Genomic DNA, 18126 nt, shown 5'->3' with positions numbered 1-18126 from the left:
TCCCAGTAAACTCGCAGAAAGTGATCGAGGCCTATGCCTCGATCACCCTCCACCTTAATTATGTTGAAGGCTTATTATTTGCTAACTTTTTTCACAACATCTGTAACGCGTTTAACCCATTCTTCAGGTGTAATTTTGCTGATCGTCAAAGCATCTGTCGCATCCATCATCGCTTTATCCACGTCTGCGTTATAAGTAATCGTTGGGATAACAACGGTGTTAGGATCCGTCAAATATTTTGCTGCATCTTTAACGAAGCTTGGAGCGTTGGAAGCACTGATGTCACCTTTAATGTTTGAAGGTGCGCCGCTCAGCTCAGCCCATTGTGATGCTTGGTCTTTCGAGAAGATGAATTGCAAAAATGCTTTAGCTGCTTCTTTGTTTTTACCTTTTTTCGCAATAGCTACTGTAGAAGTAGATGTATTGGCAACTACTTTACCGCCAGCTTCTTGTGTAACGGAAGGAATAAAACCAAAGTCAAAGCCAGATGGAACGTCTTTTGCCATTTCGTTAGGCAACCAAAGACCGTTCGGGATAAAAGCATCTTTGTTTTGCAGGAACAGCATTTGTGAATCGGTGTGGTTAATTTGGATGGAAGCTTTATCAATAAAGCCTTTATCACGTAGTGCTACGATTTTATTCAAAGCAGCAAGGACAGCAGGGCTTTCAAAAGCTTCTACTTTATTAGCTGCCATATCTTGAAGAATGCTGTAATCATTGTTGTTAGCCGATACGATTGCAGGGTATAGAACCGAACCGTTAATGTAGTACGGATATTTACCTGTGTGAATGAACGGCGTAATGCCATCCGCTTTGATCTTGTCGCTTACATCAAGGAAGGATTGGAAGTCAGTTGGCTCAGCCCAACCTTTTTCTTTGAAGAGCGCTTTATTCCAGAACATACCCCATGAGTTTAGAACTAGAGGAATGTTATACACTTTACCGTCAAATTGTTGAGCGGGTTGAGCTAGAATATCAGTGATCAGCTCGCCGTCAACGTTTTTAGCATCCTTCAGCCAATCCGTCAAATCCTCTAGCTGGCCGTCCTCTACCATTTGACGATCGTTTAGAACCGGTCCGTCGATGTATACGAAATCAGGGGGATTGCCGCCGATCCAACGAGGTCTGTTTTGATCATTGATTTTTGCTCCAGCAGATTCTTTAATGTTCAGCTCAGGGTTAGCAGCTTGGAAATCAGCGATAACTTTTTTCCACCATTTGTCGCCATATCCGCCAACAAAGTACTGGATTTCAAAGTCGCCTGTCAATTTTACTGTAGTGTCGTCGGTAGCAGGAGTGTTAGTGGATGTTTCAGCAGCAGGTTCCTTTGTAGGCGCATTAGTAGCTGTCCCGCTGTTACCATTATTCGAACCGCAACCGACTAGCGATACGGCGGCCATTACAACGGCGATACCGAGCGCTGCCATTTTTTTCTTCATAATCATTAAAGAAAACCCTCCCAAGAATGATGTTTTTACGCTTCTTTATGAGTTCGTGTTGAACTCTCTAGCGCTTTATTCATCATAAAATGGGAGGGTCTTATTCTCTATCGAATATCTTCCATGAATTCTTTGTTATCTTCTTTTTCGTATAATTATAGAAGATCATTACCCTGTTTCTTTATTGCTTTTCCTTTTTTTGCCCATTACTCTTTGTTTCTGCGAAGTGCTGGAGCTGGTCTAAAGCCTCTTGCGGCGTGACACCCTCGAACAGAACAGCGTCCCCCATTTTCCGAGTATAATCAAGGACAGCCTGCCAGGATGGATCCTGAACGGGATAGAACTTAGCCTTGCTTAAGGCTTCTAAATCATCTTTCATTGTTTTATCCTGCGCCGATAAGCGCGTGCCAACTGTCGTAGTTGCCGGAAGAAAACCTTCTCGTTTAATCATTTCTTCATAGGCTGGATCATCATATAGAAAGTCCAAAAACTTAGATAATGCTTCTTTATTGGTATGATCGGTCTTGAAGGAAACGAGCACGTCATGCACCCCGAAGGTCATTGGCGGTGTGCCGTCCTTTACAGGAATCGGTCCTTTCCCCCATTTCAGTGAAGGGAATTCCTTTGGGACAACGGATGTGAAATAATTACCGGATATCATCATCGCCAGCTGTCCCTCGCCCAAAATGCGCTGCTTCTCGTCGCGAGTCGTTACGGTCGGTTCCGAATCGGTCAGACCTTTATCAAACAGCTCTTTGAGGAAGGTTAATCCTTCCACATTAGACGGCGTGTTAATGCTCCACTTCCCATCTTTAATCCACGACCCGCCGGAGCCATAGAAGACATACGACAAGGATGCCTGTGTCTCATTATCGGTCAGATCAATGCCGAACCCTTCTGCTTCGCCCAGCGCTTTAATCTTGCGTGCAGCCTCCTCAAGCTCTGACCATGTCGTCGGAGGTGCTTGAATACCAGCCTTCTTGAGCAGCTCCCTGTTGTAATATAGATTCCGCATGGTAGCAACGTAAGGGATCGCATACTGCACACCATCCAATTGATCCATCTCAACCAAATTTGGATACAGCTTGCCTTTTAATTGAGGGGACATAATTTCCCCCATATCATTCAGCAAACCATCTTTAGCAAAGTGTGCATATACATTCGTATTCAGAAGATCCGGCGGCTGATTTTTGCTAATCATAGTCGTATAAATACCGTCAAGAATGTCCCAGTTGGCTACTTGAAGCTCTACATCAATTAGGGGGTTTTTAAGCCCAAACTCTTTCACCAGCTTCTCGAGCAGCGGCTTCGTTTCCGTACTATATTCCGAGGCGACAAAACGGATTAATGTTCGCTCCTCCTTCGGCTTCGTAAAGGGCTCCGGACTAGACTTGGTACAGGAGGAAAGAATAAGCGGAATAAGCAAAATGATAGCCACGACAATAAAAGGCTGCACTTGAAGGGATTTTCGTTGCATAGGTTATTTTATCCTTTCAAAGAGGGTCTACTTACTAGTAATGAACGGAAATAACAGCTTCTGATTCTCGGTCGTATACATATTTTTTTTCGTTATTACATTGGATTCGATATAGGTAATGGGCTCGGTTTTATCACCAGCAATGAGCTTGATTGCTGTTTTCACTCCAAGATAGCCCATGTTAAAGGGCTTTTGTACGATGGATGCTTTCATTACACCAGACTCCAACAGCTGAACCTCATCACTAGAGCTATCAAACCCTATCAAATTAATGTCATCTACCTTGTCATGCTCCTTTAAGACTCTGGCAACTCCCTGTGATGCAGACTCGTTCAATGTAATGAATGTATTAAAAGAAGCGCCGCTATTTAGCAGTTTATTAGCAATCTCGTAAGCCCGTTGCTCGGAATCATCCGCATAATAAGTGCCTAATACGCTGTCCTTATAGCCTCCAAGCGCAAGCTGCATACCTGTCAGTCTTTCTTCTGAAATATTCGAATTGGCATTATCGCTGATAATGGCAATGACAGGGTAGCCGTTTGTTTCTTCAATTACGGTCTGTCCAGCCAGATGCCCTGCTTCGATGTGATCACTTGAGACGACAACTGGAGCTGGCTTCATATCCGGTGTCATATTCATTATGACTAGCTTAATACCAGCTGTGCGTGCTTTGGCTAGAGTCGTCCATATTCGCTCATCCTTAATGGGAGCGATGACAATAACCTGCGGCTTCCGTTCAATCGCCGCCTCCAAAATACGAATCTGCATATCCGCATCCTCTTCCGAGAGAGGACCATCAACGTTAATATCCAGTCCCGTCTCCTTGGCAGCTGCTTCCGCCCCCTTGTTCACAGCCTGCCAAAATTCCTGACGAACATTTAAGGATTTTAAAATGACCGTAACACTTCTCTCTTCTTCATTTATACTGGAGAGCAGCTTTAAATTGAACACAGAATATATGGCTATAATAACTAATGCTAGAATGAAAAATAAGGTTAATCGTTGCCTTTTCATGAGTCAGCACCTCTTAATCGAGTTTGGGTATCGTTATCGTTATGCAGGTACCTTCTTCAATCTCACTGCTGATCCCTATACCATATTCATGCCCAAAATATAGCTTAATCCGCTCGTTGACGTTTCGGATTCCTATGCCTTGATTACGAGCTTCTCCTTCATTATTGATGAGAAGACGCCCTAGCTGTTCTTGGGTCATACCATGACCATTATCCTCGACTTGGAAAATAATCTGATCACCGGACTGTCTTCCACGTATCGTAATCAGTCCATCTCCCATGCCATACATGTTGCGAATCCCATGGTATATAGCGTTTTCAACAAAGGGCTGAAGCAATATTTTCAACGTTTTATAGAGGTGGATCGATTCATCGATATCAATGACATAATGGAGCTCCTCGTTGTAACGCATCTTCTGGATAAGCAAATAGTTCGTAATGTGCTCGATCTCCACACGAATGGGCACCAATTCTTGATCCTTCGTAATACTTGCACGGAACAGCTTCGCCAAAGCGGAGGTCATCAGCACGACCTCTTCATGCTGCTTTTGCTCGGCCATCCAAACGATAGAATCCAGTGTATTGTATAGAAAGTGAGGGTTGATTTGCGATTGAAGCAGCAGCAACTCACTCTTTCGCTTGTTCTCTTGGTTCTGAATGGTCTCCTCCATCAGAAATTTTGTACGACTTACCATGAGATTGAAAGATCGACCCAGCTGCCCAATTTCATCCATTTGCCGAATCTCAGTCTGTATATTAAAATTCCCTTTCTCCACCTGCTTCATATCCGACTGCAATACTCTAATCGGCTTCGACAAACGATGGGATACCCCTAAGGAAATGAGCAAAGAAAAGGCCAAGCCGCATAGGGAATAAAATATGATTGAATTACGTAAATCATCTTTGCTGGCGATCAGATCATCTGCATACGTTACGCCAGCAATTCTCCAACCAAAATTCGTATCCTGAACGGAATAGATCCGTTTGCCTCCCCCTTCATTAACGGTGAAGGACTCACCGCTTGAAGCTTGAAGAACCCCCGCAATTTGTTCCGTTCGCAGCTTGCTCTCAATAAGCTGCTGCTGAGGGTGATAGACGATATTCCCTTCATTATCGACAATGAAGAGATAACCTTTTTTGCCGAGGTCAATGTTGTAGCAAATATCGTTAATAACACTTAAGTTCAGATCGACAAGGAGAACGCCTTCTGCTGTTATGCCGTCTGTATTCTTAAGTTCACGGCTCAAAGAGACGACCCAGCGGTACTCATTGTCGATTAGGCTTTGCACATGAGGGGCGGAAACGACAGATTGACCGCCTGCAACCTTAGCCCTTTGATACCATTCTTGATCTTCTAGCCGAGTGTTCGGATTTAACGTTGTAATTCTTCGGTCAGATACGAACCTCCCGTTGTAGCCAAATACCATTATGGAGGAGATATCTTTGCGGGTATACAGAATCGCCTGAAATAGATCTGAGATTCGTTTCTCGTACGTACGGCGATTCTCTGAGCTAATGAAGCTGTTATCGGAGATATAATACTTCACGTCTTTATTGGTTAAGGCAAGCAATGAGATATTCTCCATATTATCGACATAGGATTGGATATTAAGATTAACCTGGTTGATGATTTCTCCAATGTACCCATTTGAATTTCTCTCAACAGCAGCAACCGACACTTGATAGCTGACGAGACTGGTGAGAACGATCGCCGTTAGTATTAATATGGAAAAGGCTAGAGAGATATTGGATTGAATACTTTTCAGCGGGAATAAGGGAAAGAATCGATCTTTGAGCATATTAGGCTCCGCTCCCCTTTATTTGCTTGTCTCGATAATCCTTTGGTGTTATTCCCGTATGCTTTTTGAACAAAATGCTAAAATAATTGGGGTCCTTGTATCCGACCTTCTCTGCAATTTCATATAGTTTCATCGTTGAGTTATGAAGAAGCTCCTTCGCCTTGGCGACCCTTACACCAGTCAAATACTCAATAAACGTTTCACCCGTATGCTGTTTAAAAACAAGACTGAAATAGCTTGTACTCATCAGAACATGACGGCATACGTCCTGCAGAGACATTTTCTCATTAGCATAATTCGTATCGATATACTCTACTGCGCCATGAATTTGCATGTTCGTCAGGTAGTTGCGATTATCTGTAATCGTGGAGATTACGGAGCTTACGACTTCCTTCAACCATGCCTCTACCTCATCTAGCGTCTTGAATTTAAATACATTCATTAGCTTTATTTGTTCTTCAAAGGTTTGGTCATGTTCTTGAATAGCAAGCTCTTGAATGGAGTTTAATAGAGAGAGCACGACCTTTTGCATTTGCAGCATACAAGCTTCTACTGGGACCATTGAGGCTTTCAGTTCTGCCACTCCCATTTCAATTAACTGGTAGGCTTCTTGAATCGCACCTGTTTTTACAGCTGTAGCAAGCTTGCGATCCCAGTCCAGCATAATCTGCATAGAGCTAGAAGACTTGCCTTCAATATCCGTAATACTGAGCACCCGATTTTTCCCTAATAGAAAACGATAATCGAGTACGGACATTGCGCTCTTATAGGAGAACGGCAGCTGCCCTGCACTAGCACAGGTTCTGCCTATTCCAATTGTAACCGTAAATTTTAAATACTTTTCTATTAAATAGCGTACTTCCTCTGCAAGTGAAAATACCTGCTCATATAAGAGACTCTCATTTTCTTGTCCGAAAACAATGGCAACCATCCGCTCCTCGCGCGTACGGAACGTAAGGACATGATCGCGCTCTAATGTCTCTTGGAAAATATCAAAAGCAGCAAAACGTAAAAACTCAGAATCATGCTCATAGGATGGAAGCTCGCGATCTCCAAAATCATCAATATCCACCACCATAACCAAATACAATGGCGATACCGGCGGCAGATTGAAATAGGCGAACCGCTCAACAATTTCTGCTTCTCTAAGCCCTACTGCAACCAGACGCTCAAGAAACCGTTCCTTAAGAAGCGGAAGGCTTTGTCTCAGTTGATTATTCAGTCTGCCAAGATCCTCGCGGCGCTGCTTCTCCTCATCCATCTCCCCTTTAATGCGGTCGAGCAGCTGTCTAATTTCTTGAGCTGTAATCGGCTTAAGAATAAAATCAGATACTTTCAGTCTAATCGCTTGCTGCGCATATTCAAATTCGTCGAATCCTGTTAATATAATCATCTTAATGTAAGGGAACTGCGCGGAAATCAAACCAGCCAGCTCTAATCCATCCATAAAAGGCATGCTAATATCGGAAATAACCAGCTCAGGTTTATCTAGCTCTACCGCGTCCCAAGCCTCACGGCCATTGGCGTAGTCACCAATCAACTCAAAGCCATGCTCATTCCAATTAATTGTGTTTTTTAAACCGATCCGGACTACCGCTTCGTCATCAACTATAATCACTTTGTACATTGAAGCATCTCCAGTCTGTTGGAATAAGTTTAAGCGCTATAACATTATAACCCAATTATGCATCATAAGCGGTACGCTTACAATTGCCGATTTCCTTCCTTTTTTATGCTATTATTCACTTTGCCATGACCGCCTCAAAGGGCGAAATAATATATTAATATACTACAATATAAGGTAACAATTTCCTATAAAAACAATTCGTACATAGTGCTCAAGCATGACATGTTCACGTATAAAATTATTCTAACTTACTGAATTCTTGGTGCCGATAATGTAAATATAATCAGCAAGTTATGAAGGAGAGAAACTTATGAACGTTATTGATGCTTTGGTTCTTGCGGCTCCGTATTTTAAACGTATTTACCCGCAGGATATTATGATTGGCATAACAGATAGAGAGGTATTTCATTACTATGAACGCAGCGCAAAGGTTGATTTCGGTATAGGCAAGGGCAGCCCTATCCCGCTAGAGGATCCGACACTTCGAAATGCGCTGAACGGACAGATCAGTACGAACCGTATTCCAGCGGATTTGTATGGATATATCGTTGTTTCTTCTGCTGTACCTATTTACGGAGACAATGAAGAGATCATAGGTATATTTGCAATCGCTTACACACTTGAAAATGAAGAAAAGCTAGAGCAGCTTACAAACGAAATTGATGCCATCAGCAATCAGTTGGTGAATATGGTTCAGAGTGTAGCCGCTCAATCTCAGCAGCTATCAGCTTCCTCCTCTCAAATATTAGATAATACGCGTAAAGCGGTAGCCGATTCCGAGCAGGTCAACGAGGTCACGTCATTTATACGCCAAATATCCGATCAAACCAATTTGCTCGGATTAAATGCCGCGATTGAAGCGGCTCGCGTGGGGGAACTCGGGGCTGGATTCGGCGTTGTCGCCACAGAGGTTCGCAAGCTATCTGTTAACACCAAAGAAGCGACAACGAATATTCAATCTGCACTGAATAACGTCCAGCAGTCGATCAAGCAGATGGAGAATGAGATTGAGTCCATTGCGTCCTCATCAAACGCTCAGGCTGAACTGGTTAATCATTTTAGCGAGGCTATCGAACGACTGAATGCAGCCAGCGGCGAAATGAATACTTTTATTCGGTCTATAATGAACGGAAATAGTATTAAATAATTTACTTTACCTTAACAGGATAGAGAAAAGGACACCTTACGAGTGTCCTTTTCTCTATTATTTTACCGATTATTTTTAGATTCTTTGTCTCCATACCATATAAACCTCAAATGATAAATAGTGAACATTATTCACATCGCTAACGTATTTCCTCAAAGATCGCTTTAATGCCAGAACAAATATCCGGCTCCTTTACGCTGGAGACGTTGAGTTTTAAAATATTTTCTTTCGGAAAAGAAGGGAGATAATTGCGGTTTGCGCTTTCGACACGAATGAACTTTTTTTGCAGGCGTTGAATGATCCCCTCCGATCTTATGCTATCATCAAGCTTTAAATAGGAATGTACGCCAAACTGGCTAGGTGGCTGATAAGTAAGTAGACGGCCCTGCTCGGCATCTATACATTTCATGACGGATTCATGCAGAAGCAAGGATCGTTTTCCATAACAGGAACGAAGCTTTTTCTTGTGCCTCTCGAACATTCCACTTTTTAAATACAGCTCCAATGCAGCCTGTGACAGCATAGAGCTATCAATATCCATAAGCTTTTTAAACCGATTAAAAGCCTCACAAAGTGCCGCAGGCAATACCGCGACGCCTATTCGAAGACCTGGGAAAATGATTTTGGAATAACTCTTTACATAGATAACATGTGAGGAATCATCATAGGCATAGATCGGATCCTCCTTCTTGTCCTGCTCCAAATCCGCCATGTAGTCATCCTCAACAATGTATACATCGTATTTTGCTGCAAGCCTAGCAATTGCCTTCTTCTGAGTTCTGGTATAGGAAACGCCCAGTGGATTATGAAACCGCGGCATGGTATAGAAAAATTTGAATTCACCATATTTAAATAACCGCTCTAACTCATCTAAGTCCACGCCTGTCGCGGACCGCTGAATGCCCTCTGCTTCAATGCCGAACGTTTGCAAATATTCTATAAAGAGATGGTAACCGGGTTGCTCAATTAGAACACGATGCCTGCCATTTGGGAAAGGAATACGTGTTAGAAGTCCAAGCGCCTGCTGCACACCAGAAGTGATAAAAACTTGACGAGGATCAGCAAATACTTGATAAGATGCTAACTGCCGCTGCATTTCGCGAATAAGCGATGGAAGGCCCTGCGGTGTTCCGTAGATAAATAGATCATTGCGGTACATATCGATTGCCTTATTAATACAATGCTGAAAATCTAAATACGGAAAAATATCCGGGTCGGGTGCCGATACCGTAAAATCAATCCAGTGCGAGCTCTCCTCTCTTCGCTTACCGCTTCGTTTCATCACAAAATATCCGCTCTTCGGTACGGAGTAAATGAGATGCTTGTCCTGAAGCTCCTCTAGTGCCCGTATAACCGTGCTTTTACTGCACCCATAGTGCAAAGCAAGATCCCGAATGGACGAGAGCTTATCACCTTCGCGATACGCATCACTGGCTAGTTTAAGCTCCAAATCATTGATGAGTTCACCGTATTTATACATGCTTTTCGCCCCTCCCAACCTCTAACTGTACCGGTACAGATCAATAATATATACATTGTAGCATAAGCAAAATCCCCTTAGAATAAAAAGCAGAACAGGACCGGTCCTTCTAAAAGCGTGTACACTTTGGAGGTCATACCGATGAACTTATCAACGACTCAAAAAGCAGTGACTGCAGCTATTATTAATGCCGTCATTGTCGGTTTGTCATTTATATTCGTTAAAATTGCGCTTACCGTATCTAATCCTCTAGATACGCTAGCCCATCGTTTTACTCTGTCATTCCTCGCAGCTTCCCTATTTGCTTTTCCGGGATGGGAGCGAATAAAATCAGGCCTGCCAAAAATGGCTTCACTCATTCCGCTGGCATTATTATATCCCTCATTATTCTTTGCCCTGCAGGCGTTTGGTCTTCTATACGCCTCATCCGCTATAGCGGGTATTGTGCAAGCGGCAATGCCTATATTCACACTAGTGCTGGCTGCTCTCTTTCTTAAGGAAAAAACGAGCATTTTCCAGCGTATCTCTACATTAGTTTCCGTCGCAGGCATCATGTTCATTTTTGCCGTGCCTGGCATAAGCATTTCATCCACTAGTTTTATCGGTATCTTACTCATCCTGCTATCTGCCTTATCTCTCGCTGGATATAATGTAGGTGCACGAAAATTAACAAAAACATGGAGTCCAAAGGATTTAACGTATATCATTACTTTATTCGGATTTATATTTTTTAACGGAATGGCGATCATACAGCATAGCTGGGCAGGAAACTTACACTTATACTTCACTCCTTTTCAGGAGCCAAAGTTCATTTTATCCATGCTCTATCTAGGCGTGCTGTCATCACTCTTAACCTCTTACCTTTCAAACTACGCATTATCTAAAATGGAAGCTTCTCGCGTTAGCGTCTTTGGCAGTCTTTCGACTGTCGTTACGATTGCCGGCGGCGTACTGCTGCTGAACGAAAAACTGGAATGGTATCACTGGGCTGGAACAATCATGATTATTGCAGGTGTGATCGGAGTAAATCTGAGGAAACAGGTAAAAGCACATAAGTCTGAGTGAAGGTATATTCTTTGGTAATCCATAAATAGCTATGCGAGATAAGGAGGAGGCTCCATGCTCACTATACTTAAACCGCTCGTTAATGGGCTTGATTCCCCGATAGGACTCGATGTGCTGTTCCCCCGTTTTTCCTGGCAGCTGGCTGCCACGGCAAACGGAGAGGAGTCAATCGCTTATTGTGTACGTGTATCTGCTGCTATGCATGGGCTTCAAGGCGGCGATTTACTGTGGGACAGCGGAAAACAATTCGGTAAAGAACTTCATATGACATACGAAGGACCATCGCTGGTCGGCAATACTCGCTACTGGTGGCAGGCTGGCGTATGGGACAGCCAAGGAAATTATAGTGAAATGGAGCCCCAGTGGTGGGATACCGGATTGTTTCCCGTTGACTGGGAGGCACAGTGGATATGGCGCACTGACAGCGTTCAGGTGAATGATTTTGCCTACTTCCGCAAACCTATCCAGCTTACAGCCCCGCCTGTTCGGGCCAAATTATTTGTATCTGCCCATCATATATTCCAGTTGTACGTAAATGGACAGCGCATTGGCGATTATGGATCACCCGCACCAACTGGTGTGCCAAACCGTAAATATTATCTTGCTTACGATATAACCCCCACTCTAGCAGAAGGGGTCAACTGCATTGCCGCCGTTGCACATTATGTCGGAGGCAGTGGACAAAATTATGTGGACGGACTGCCCGGCTTCTTGCTCCAGCTTCATATCGAATACGCCGACGGGACAACGTTGCTAATCAAATCCGATTCGTCCTGGCAGACCCTTTGCAACATCCCGTATCGTATTGGTACTCCCTATCAGCAAAACCGGCGTCTATCAGCTATTGAGGATTACGATGCTTCAAAGCTTGATCCAAGATGGATGTTGCCCCACTATGGCGATGCTAATTGCCAGCCTGCCGTATTAGCCGCAGTAAATAATGAACAGTGGCAGCTGAATTGGCAGCAAATTCCTGAGAGTCGGGAGATTGAGCTTATCATTCCTTCACCTATAATGGAGTCATTTAAGAACGATGCTGAAGGTTTGGTACAAGTATTTGATACCGGAAAAATCATCTCCGGCTGGCCGAGGATCAGCTTGCCTGGTCTAGCCGGCGTAACCATCCAGCTGCGATATTCGGAGTCACTTAATAATGAGGGGCGCGTTAGTCATGAGGTGTGCAATGAACAATCCTCTCATTATTATGATTGTTATACGATGCATGGCGGAAGCGGCATTGAGCAATGGAGTCCCCATTTCAGCTATAAGGCCTTCCGTTATATAGAAATTACCGGTTACCCGAAGCGGCTCCAATCCGAACAATTAACCATTTGTTCTATCAGCACCGGAGTTACAGAAGGCGGGCATTTCCGTAGCTCATTCGAACCTATTAACAAGCTGTTCAATGTAAGCCTGCAAACGCAGCGCAACAATATGTTGGGGCAAATTGTCGATTGTCCGCATCGCGAGCAAGCGCAATATTTAGCCGATACGGATTTACAGGCAGAGACGCTGCTGTATAACTTTGATGCCTATCATTTACTGGACAAAACACTGCAGGATTTTGCGGATGGCCAATTGAATGACGGTACCTTTCCTTTTGTCTTTCCTTCCAATTACGAGCATCCAGACTTTTTCCTGCAAATACCTGAATGGGATTTGCATTACGCAACCTTGCTCTGGAAGCTTTATCAATCAAGCGGCGACATTCAGCTGCTACAGCGTTACTACATACCGATGCGTGCGATGATTGATGCCTACATGTCCACTCTATCACCAGATACAGGCTTAATTCCTATTGGGCGTGGCTGGCATATTAGCGATTGGCCGTATCCGACCGTAGAGCATGAGGGCGAATATTTAACCGTTCAGCAAATAAAAGCATGGCAAGCCTTGCGTATCACATCAGATGCCGCCGAGGTTCTTGGCCACACTGCTGACAGCAAAGCATATGCTTCACAAGCAGACGATCTACAAGCTGCAATTCTCGCCCTTCTATACGATGCGGCAAATAATCTGCTTCATGACAGCTCAGGCTCGGATGCAGCTCACCAAGGAGTTGGTGCACTCGCACTTTATGCCGGGTTGCTGACTGAGGAAGAACATAAGGCTATGTTAACCACTGTCGCAGACAGTCCATGGGTATGCAAAACCGTCTTATCCTTACCGCTGCTTCGTGTTTTATTTGAAGGAGGACAGCAGGAAGTTGCCTATCATCTGCTCAGCAAACCGGATTATCCGGGCTGGAGTTATATGATTGGGCAAGGAGCAGCTACGATGTGGGAGGGCTGGGATGATATCGAGTCCCATTGCCATGCTTGGAACGGCTATCCGGCTCGCTTGCTTCAGGAATATATTGTCGGTATACAAAGCACTGCTCCCGGATTCGCCTCTGCTCTGATTCGTCCCTATTTCGCTAAGGATCTAACCTTTGCCGAAGCTGTAGTCCCTACAGTCAGAGGAACCGTATCCGTACGCTGGGAACGATTGACTAATGAGGCGATTTGTATCAAGCTCTCTTTGCCTTGCATGATGAGCGGACTTGTAAAACTCGACTCATCCGCTTCTCACCCCATAAAATGTCTAACTAAAAATGGGGAGACACTTTGGGGGAACGCATCAGCTAACACTGTTACAGATGCTGGCTGCCGATTATCCGGCGAAGTGCTCGAGCTAGAACTATTATCGGGACAATATGATATTATTCTTCGCTATTAGCATTTTGCCGAAATGTAGTAATAAAAAAAATCACATCCGAGAGAGGATGTGATTTTTTATTTAAAGGTGCTCCTAAAGGACACCGACAGCAATAAGTATCCAACCAATCATAAAACAAAGCCCGCCTAGCGGCGTAATAGGACCAAGAAATCGAGCTTTTTTCACGCTTAGCACGTATAGACTTCCCGAGAACAAAATTATACCGGCTACCAAAAACCAGCCTGCTGTCACGATAATCTGAAAATCTGGATAATGGTCGACAAGAAACCCGACTAGAATTAATCCTAATGCATGTGCGATATGATACTGTACACCTACTTCATATACCTTTAGTTTATCCGGTGTTAATTTACTTTTTAGCATATGTGCACCAAAAGCACCAATAGCGACGGCTAACACCATCAAAATACTCCCAAGCATAACGAATGTTTGCAACTAAATCCCTCATCTCTTTTTTTCTATTTGTACGTTTAGCATATCATGATTGAACGGCAGAGGAAATTATTCTCATGTCATTGTGCTATTAGGAAGAAAATTATTACATACTCTCCCCTTGTAACAAATTCTGATTGATTTACGTTTGCTAGAATAGTAAGGTTGTTTGGAATAGCATCAGGAGGCGCTCGCATGAAATTCTTTCAAAATACCGCCACAGAGTGGCAAGGTTGGTCCCGTAACATTCGTCTGTTCTTTCTAGCTAATATGTTATATCAAATTGGAACAGGCATGTTCTCGGTACTATATAATTTGTACATCCACGAGCTCGGTTATCCCGATGCCATGAGTGGCAAAATCGTTAGTATGCAATCACTCGCAACAGCCTTATGCTTCATCCCAATTGGCTTATTCGGTGATCGCGTCAGTCGCAAACGATTGCTCGTAATTGGCGCTCTTTGCAGCGGAATCGTATTGGCTGGCCGCTCTTTATTTGAGTCTGAGAGCAGTCTTTTAACGATGGCGGTTCTGACAGGCTTATTTGCTGCTATCTTTCAAGTTCTCGCCATACCTTTTCTTGCCCAAAATATTGCCAAAGCAGATCGACTAAAAATATTTAGTATCTATTCTGCGTTTGTACTCGCCTCCCAGGTTGCTGGCAGCCTTGGTGGAGGCGTCATAGTAGATGTTTTGCAAGCCGCAGGAATAAATGCGCTGCTTTCTTTTAAAATCGTTCTACTGGCAGGCAGTGTAGCAGCAATAGCGGCGTTTATCCCCTTGCAGTCTATCAGGGAATCCATCGTTACCGAGAAGCAAGGCGCAGAGGCTTTGATTAAAGACCCTTCTGTAAATCAACCGCCACAATCGCAGGGAGAATATTCATTCATTGCCAAGTTCGCCGCTATACAGCTCATGATAGGCATCGGATCTGGACTTGTCGTTCCCTATTTAAATTTATACTTTACGAATCGTTTCTCGATATCCCTTAGCGCAATGAGCCTGTTGCTTTCACTCGGTCAAGTGATGACGATTATCTCCATGCTCATTGGTCCGTCGCTGGCTAATCGAATTGGACAAGTGAAAGCGATCGTTATTTTCCAAACACTATCACTGCCATTTTTGCTGCTAACAGGTTTTACGAATCTATTAGTTGTTGCTTCTATTAGTTTCCTGTTTAGACAAGCACTTATGAATGCCGCTAATCCGCTGCAATCGGCTATCTTAATTGATCGGGTCTCTGCCAAAAAGCAAAGCCTCGCTAATTCCTGCATGCAGACAGCCTTTATGCTTGGATGGGCCACAATGGGACCTGTACATTCTCATCTCATTGCTACCTATGGATACTATTGGGGCTATGCCATTACGTTCAGCATAACAGGCGCCTTGTATGTCACTGCTTCTATGCTCTTCTTTCTGTTGTTTCGCGAGAAGCGCCGGACTGCTGCTGTCTTATCGTCTATGAACGAAGAGATGAGTGCTCGGTGAAAGTATACAATTAAATGAAGACACAACGAAAAGGCATGAGTCGGTAACAGTACCGTACTCATGCCCCAATAATGGTCTAAGAAAATAAATCCTTAGTTGAAAAAATGATCTCTCTTTATTTACTAGCCAAAAACTCATCCAACTGACGCTGTATCTCAGCTACGTACTCATCGATCCCAGCTGCTTTTAGCTTCTTAATGGCCTTCGGATATCCCGTCTCAAAATCTACAAAGCCTGAGCGTATAGCAGCTAAGTCCTTGCCTGCAACTTCCTTCAGAGCAGTTTCAACCAATTTTACTTTTTCATTATTAAATCGGAAGCCCAATGATGCGGATAGAATGGCCTTGTCATCCCAGCTTTTATAATTGTCTATGGACTCTTGTGCTACATCCGGTGCAAACATTTGATAATTCTGATTTCTAAACATCCATTCATAGAAAAACTCATTAGTCGCCAGCTTATTGATTCTTCCATCTACGATCTCGTAATCCTTGCCTTCGACACCATAAAGCGCAAATTGATAATTTTCTTTGGATTTATAAATCCAGTTCACAAATTTTATAGCACCTTCTGGATTGGGAGCAGTTACAGGCACGCCTAGAACCTCTCCGCCTGTTGCTGTAATATAACGAGGTTTTTCGTCTGCCAAAAGATAGGTTTTAACTCTAGCATCCGGTGCATTTGCCTTTATTGCATTAATGATTTCCATTTCCTTGCCTAGAGATCCTTCAACCCATAAGTATAGACCTGTCTGCATACGGGTGTCTCTTTCATTGTATTTAATGGTTAGATCCTCCGAATATAGTCCTGCATCATACATACTACGGTTAAATTTCGCTACTTTTTGGAAAGCATCTGATTCATAATAGCTTAATGCTTTTTTGCTGTCTTCTCCAAATACAACTAAATCTTCTACTGCAATAAAGTTGTACTGCTCATCGGAAAAATACCTGGTTAGAGGTTTAAAGACAATATCAGCAGGTCCTTTCATATCTGGAAACTTTTCTTTTGCCCTTGTTGCAAACTCTTTTAAATCATCAGCCGTTTTCACTTCGCTCATACCTACTGCCTCTAGTATATCCTGACGCACAGCTACCAATTGATACATCGCAGAGGACGGAGCATAAGCCGATGGAATGCCCTGGATTTTACCATTAATTACTGCACCTTGGAACTGTTCCATTGGCAAAACTTTAAGCATATCCTGACCATATTCTTTAATTAGATCATCTAATGGCAAACTTTGCTTCTTGTTAACGATAGCAGCAAGGTCAGGAAGGCCGTCCCAATATAGATCAATAGGTTCATTTGCAGCCAGCATAATATCTTTTTGTTCCCAATACTGAGACCATGGCACAAAAATAACTTTTACCTTTAATCCAAGATCTGTTGCCATCTTCTCTGAAAATTCATTTTGAAGAAATTCAGTCATACGATCACTTTCATCACCCGGGTACAAAATGGTAAGCGTTTCGAGCTTGCCCTTCTCATTTCCCTTCCCCTCAACCTCTTTTTTGTCGCTACAGGCTGCTAGCATAGATATGGACACTAGCATTAAAACCAAAAAGATAAGCATTTTCCTTGTTTTCATTGATAACCCTCCCTATTTGTTCTTGATTAATCTATATAAAGCCTAGATAGGCTGCAAACCATATATCGATTATTCCTTTACTGCGCCAGCCATAATACCATGAACGAAATACTTTTGAATGAACGGGAATAGGAAAATAATAGGTCCAATTGTGATAACCGTAATAGCCATCTTTACTGTTTCTGCGGGCAGCGTTATGCTGCCTGAAGCCCCAGATGGAATACGGCCGGAGCTGATCGCATTTACGTTAGATAAGATGTTGTAGAGATAGTACTGCAACGGAAATAAATCTTTATCGTTAATGAAAATGAGCGCATTCCACCAATCATTCCAATAATTAAGCGCATACATTAAACCCACCGTAAGCAATGCAGTCTTACTTAAAGGAAGGGCTACTTTAATATAAATCGTAAAATAATTAGCTCCATCCATCTCCGCCGCTTCATATAGAGAAGGCGAAATGCTCGAAAAATACGTACGCATCAAAAACATATTCCAAACGCTGAAAACAGAAGGAATAATTAAAGCTAAAATACTGTTTTTCAATCCATAATAATTCACGCTAACCATGTACCATGGAATCAAGCCTGCTGAAAAAATAATCGTAAAATTACTGATAAAGGCGATTATATTACGGTACCTCAGCTTTTTTATGGATATCGAGAATGCAATCATGCTCGTAATCAGCAATGCGCTTAGCGTGCCGACAACTGTTACAAAGATGGTTACGCCATAAGACTTCAGTATCTTCATACCACTATTAACAAATATATATTTATACGTGTCAAAACTTGGAGTCAGAGGGATAATTGAATATCCTTTTCTGACTATTTCCTGTTCGGATGAAAAG

At 43.1% G+C, this 18126-nt stretch carries 13 protein-coding genes; 4 read left to right on the top strand and 9 right to left on the bottom strand.

What is annotated here, in order from left to right:
* Positions 1 to 74: 74 nt before the first annotated feature.
* From AC0YOD_RS11850 to AC0YOD_RS11830, 5 genes are all read right to left on the bottom strand, one after another.
* Entirely contained in the window at positions 75 to 1445 is a 1371-nt protein-coding gene (locus tag AC0YOD_RS11850) for an ABC transporter substrate-binding protein (protein ID WP_475799507.1), read from the bottom strand.
* A gap of 175 nt (positions 1446 to 1620) precedes the next feature.
* The gene (locus AC0YOD_RS11845; RefSeq protein ID WP_475799506.1) at positions 1621 to 2916 is read right to left on the bottom strand and encodes an extracellular solute-binding protein; all 1296 of its coding nucleotides are present in this window, start codon (positions 2914 to 2916) and stop codon (positions 1621 to 1623) included.
* Between the two features lie 27 nt (positions 2917 to 2943).
* Complete coding sequence (locus AC0YOD_RS11840; RefSeq protein WP_475799505.1) at positions 2944 to 3930, bottom strand: substrate-binding domain-containing protein; 987 nt, start codon at positions 3928 to 3930, stop codon at positions 2944 to 2946.
* Positions 3931 to 3943: 13 nt separating this feature from the next.
* On the bottom strand, positions 3944 to 5728 hold the full coding sequence (locus AC0YOD_RS11835) for a cache domain-containing sensor histidine kinase (protein ID WP_475799504.1): 1785 nt from the start codon (positions 5726 to 5728) through the stop codon (positions 3944 to 3946).
* A 1-nt stretch (position 5729) separates the two neighbouring features.
* Positions 5730 to 7355 carry a response regulator transcription factor gene (locus AC0YOD_RS11830; RefSeq protein ID WP_475799503.1) on the bottom strand — a complete coding sequence of 542 codons (1626 nt, stop codon included), beginning with the start codon at positions 7353 to 7355 and terminating at the stop codon, positions 5730 to 5732.
* A 310-nt stretch (positions 7356 to 7665) separates the two neighbouring features.
* On the opposite strand from AC0YOD_RS11830, the gene AC0YOD_RS11825 reads away from it, so the two are divergent.
* Complete coding sequence (locus AC0YOD_RS11825) at positions 7666 to 8502, top strand: methyl-accepting chemotaxis protein (RefSeq protein WP_475799502.1); 837 nt, start codon at positions 7666 to 7668, stop codon at positions 8500 to 8502.
* 139 nt (positions 8503 to 8641) lie between these two features.
* Here AC0YOD_RS11825 and AC0YOD_RS11820 read toward each other — a convergent pair whose 3' ends face one another.
* A complete protein-coding gene (locus AC0YOD_RS11820; protein WP_475799501.1) occupies positions 8642 to 9982 on the bottom strand; it encodes an aminotransferase-like domain-containing protein in 1341 nt (446 codons plus the stop codon).
* Positions 9983 to 10123: 141 nt separating this feature from the next.
* On the opposite strand from AC0YOD_RS11820, the gene AC0YOD_RS11815 reads away from it, so the two are divergent.
* Both AC0YOD_RS11815 and AC0YOD_RS11810 read left to right on the top strand, forming a co-directional pair.
* On the top strand, positions 10124 to 11047 hold the full coding sequence (locus AC0YOD_RS11815; protein WP_475799500.1) for a DMT family transporter: 924 nt from the start codon (positions 10124 to 10126) through the stop codon (positions 11045 to 11047).
* Positions 11048 to 11101: 54 nt separating this feature from the next.
* Positions 11102 to 13765, top strand: coding sequence for a family 78 glycoside hydrolase catalytic domain (locus AC0YOD_RS11810; protein ID WP_475799499.1), 2664 nt, complete (start codon positions 11102 to 11104; stop codon positions 13763 to 13765).
* Positions 13766 to 13837: 72 nt separating this feature from the next.
* On the opposite strand, the gene AC0YOD_RS11805 is transcribed toward AC0YOD_RS11810, so the two are convergent.
* The gene (locus AC0YOD_RS11805; RefSeq protein ID WP_475799498.1) at positions 13838 to 14200 is read right to left on the bottom strand and encodes a DUF423 domain-containing protein; all 363 of its coding nucleotides are present in this window, start codon (positions 14198 to 14200) and stop codon (positions 13838 to 13840) included.
* Between the two features lie 192 nt (positions 14201 to 14392).
* Here AC0YOD_RS11805 and AC0YOD_RS11800 point away from each other — a divergent pair, with 192 nt between their 5' ends.
* Positions 14393 to 15685, top strand: coding sequence for an MFS transporter (locus tag AC0YOD_RS11800; RefSeq protein ID WP_475799497.1), 1293 nt, complete (start codon positions 14393 to 14395; stop codon positions 15683 to 15685).
* A 115-nt stretch (positions 15686 to 15800) separates the two neighbouring features.
* On the opposite strand, the gene AC0YOD_RS11795 is transcribed toward AC0YOD_RS11800, so the two are convergent.
* Positions 15801 to 17276, bottom strand: coding sequence for an ABC transporter substrate-binding protein (locus AC0YOD_RS11795; RefSeq protein WP_475799496.1), 1476 nt, complete (start codon positions 17274 to 17276; stop codon positions 15801 to 15803).
* A 69-nt stretch (positions 17277 to 17345) separates the two neighbouring features.
* Positions 17346 to 18029, bottom strand: a complete 684-nt coding sequence (locus tag AC0YOD_RS11790; RefSeq protein WP_475799495.1) for a carbohydrate ABC transporter permease — start codon at positions 18027 to 18029, stop codon at positions 17346 to 17348.
* Positions 18030 to 18126: the final 97 nt, after the last annotated feature.

Source organism: Paenibacillus sp. J31P13 (genome assembly GCF_056269295.1).
This window is presented reverse-complemented; position numbering and strand designations above follow the sequence as displayed.

What these genes read in the sequence shown, in the direction of transcription:
- AC0YOD_RS11810 (WP_475799499.1), top strand. Translation starts at nt 11,102, where the DNA reads ATGCTCACTATACTTAAACCGCTCGTTAATGGGCTTGATTCCCCGATA.
- AC0YOD_RS11825 (WP_475799502.1), top strand. Translation starts at nt 7,666, where the DNA reads ATGAACGTTATTGATGCTTTGGTTCTTGCGGCTCCGTATTTTAAACGT.
- AC0YOD_RS11830 (WP_475799503.1), bottom strand. Translation starts at nt 7,355, where the DNA reads ATGTACAAAGTGATTATAGTTGATGACGAAGCGGTAGTCCGGATCGGT.
- AC0YOD_RS11815 (WP_475799500.1), top strand. Translation starts at nt 10,124, where the DNA reads ATGAACTTATCAACGACTCAAAAAGCAGTGACTGCAGCTATTATTAAT.
- AC0YOD_RS11840 (WP_475799505.1), bottom strand. Translation starts at nt 3,930, where the DNA reads ATGAAAAGGCAACGATTAACCTTATTTTTCATTCTAGCATTAGTTATT.
- AC0YOD_RS11850 (WP_475799507.1), bottom strand. Translation starts at nt 1,445, where the DNA reads ATGATTATGAAGAAAAAAATGGCAGCGCTCGGTATCGCCGTTGTAATG.
- AC0YOD_RS11835 (WP_475799504.1), bottom strand. Translation starts at nt 5,728, where the DNA reads ATGCTCAAAGATCGATTCTTTCCCTTATTCCCGCTGAAAAGTATTCAA.
- AC0YOD_RS11800 (WP_475799497.1), top strand. Translation starts at nt 14,393, where the DNA reads ATGAAATTCTTTCAAAATACCGCCACAGAGTGGCAAGGTTGGTCCCGT.
- AC0YOD_RS11795 (WP_475799496.1), bottom strand. Translation starts at nt 17,276, where the DNA reads ATGAAAACAAGGAAAATGCTTATCTTTTTGGTTTTAATGCTAGTGTCC.
- AC0YOD_RS11820 (WP_475799501.1), bottom strand. Translation starts at nt 9,982, where the DNA reads ATGTATAAATACGGTGAACTCATCAATGATTTGGAGCTTAAACTAGCC.
- AC0YOD_RS11845 (WP_475799506.1), bottom strand. Translation starts at nt 2,916, where the DNA reads ATGCAACGAAAATCCCTTCAAGTGCAGCCTTTTATTGTCGTGGCTATC.
- AC0YOD_RS11790 (WP_475799495.1), bottom strand. Translation starts at nt 18,029, where the DNA reads ATGAAGATACTGAAGTCTTATGGCGTAACCATCTTTGTAACAGTTGTC.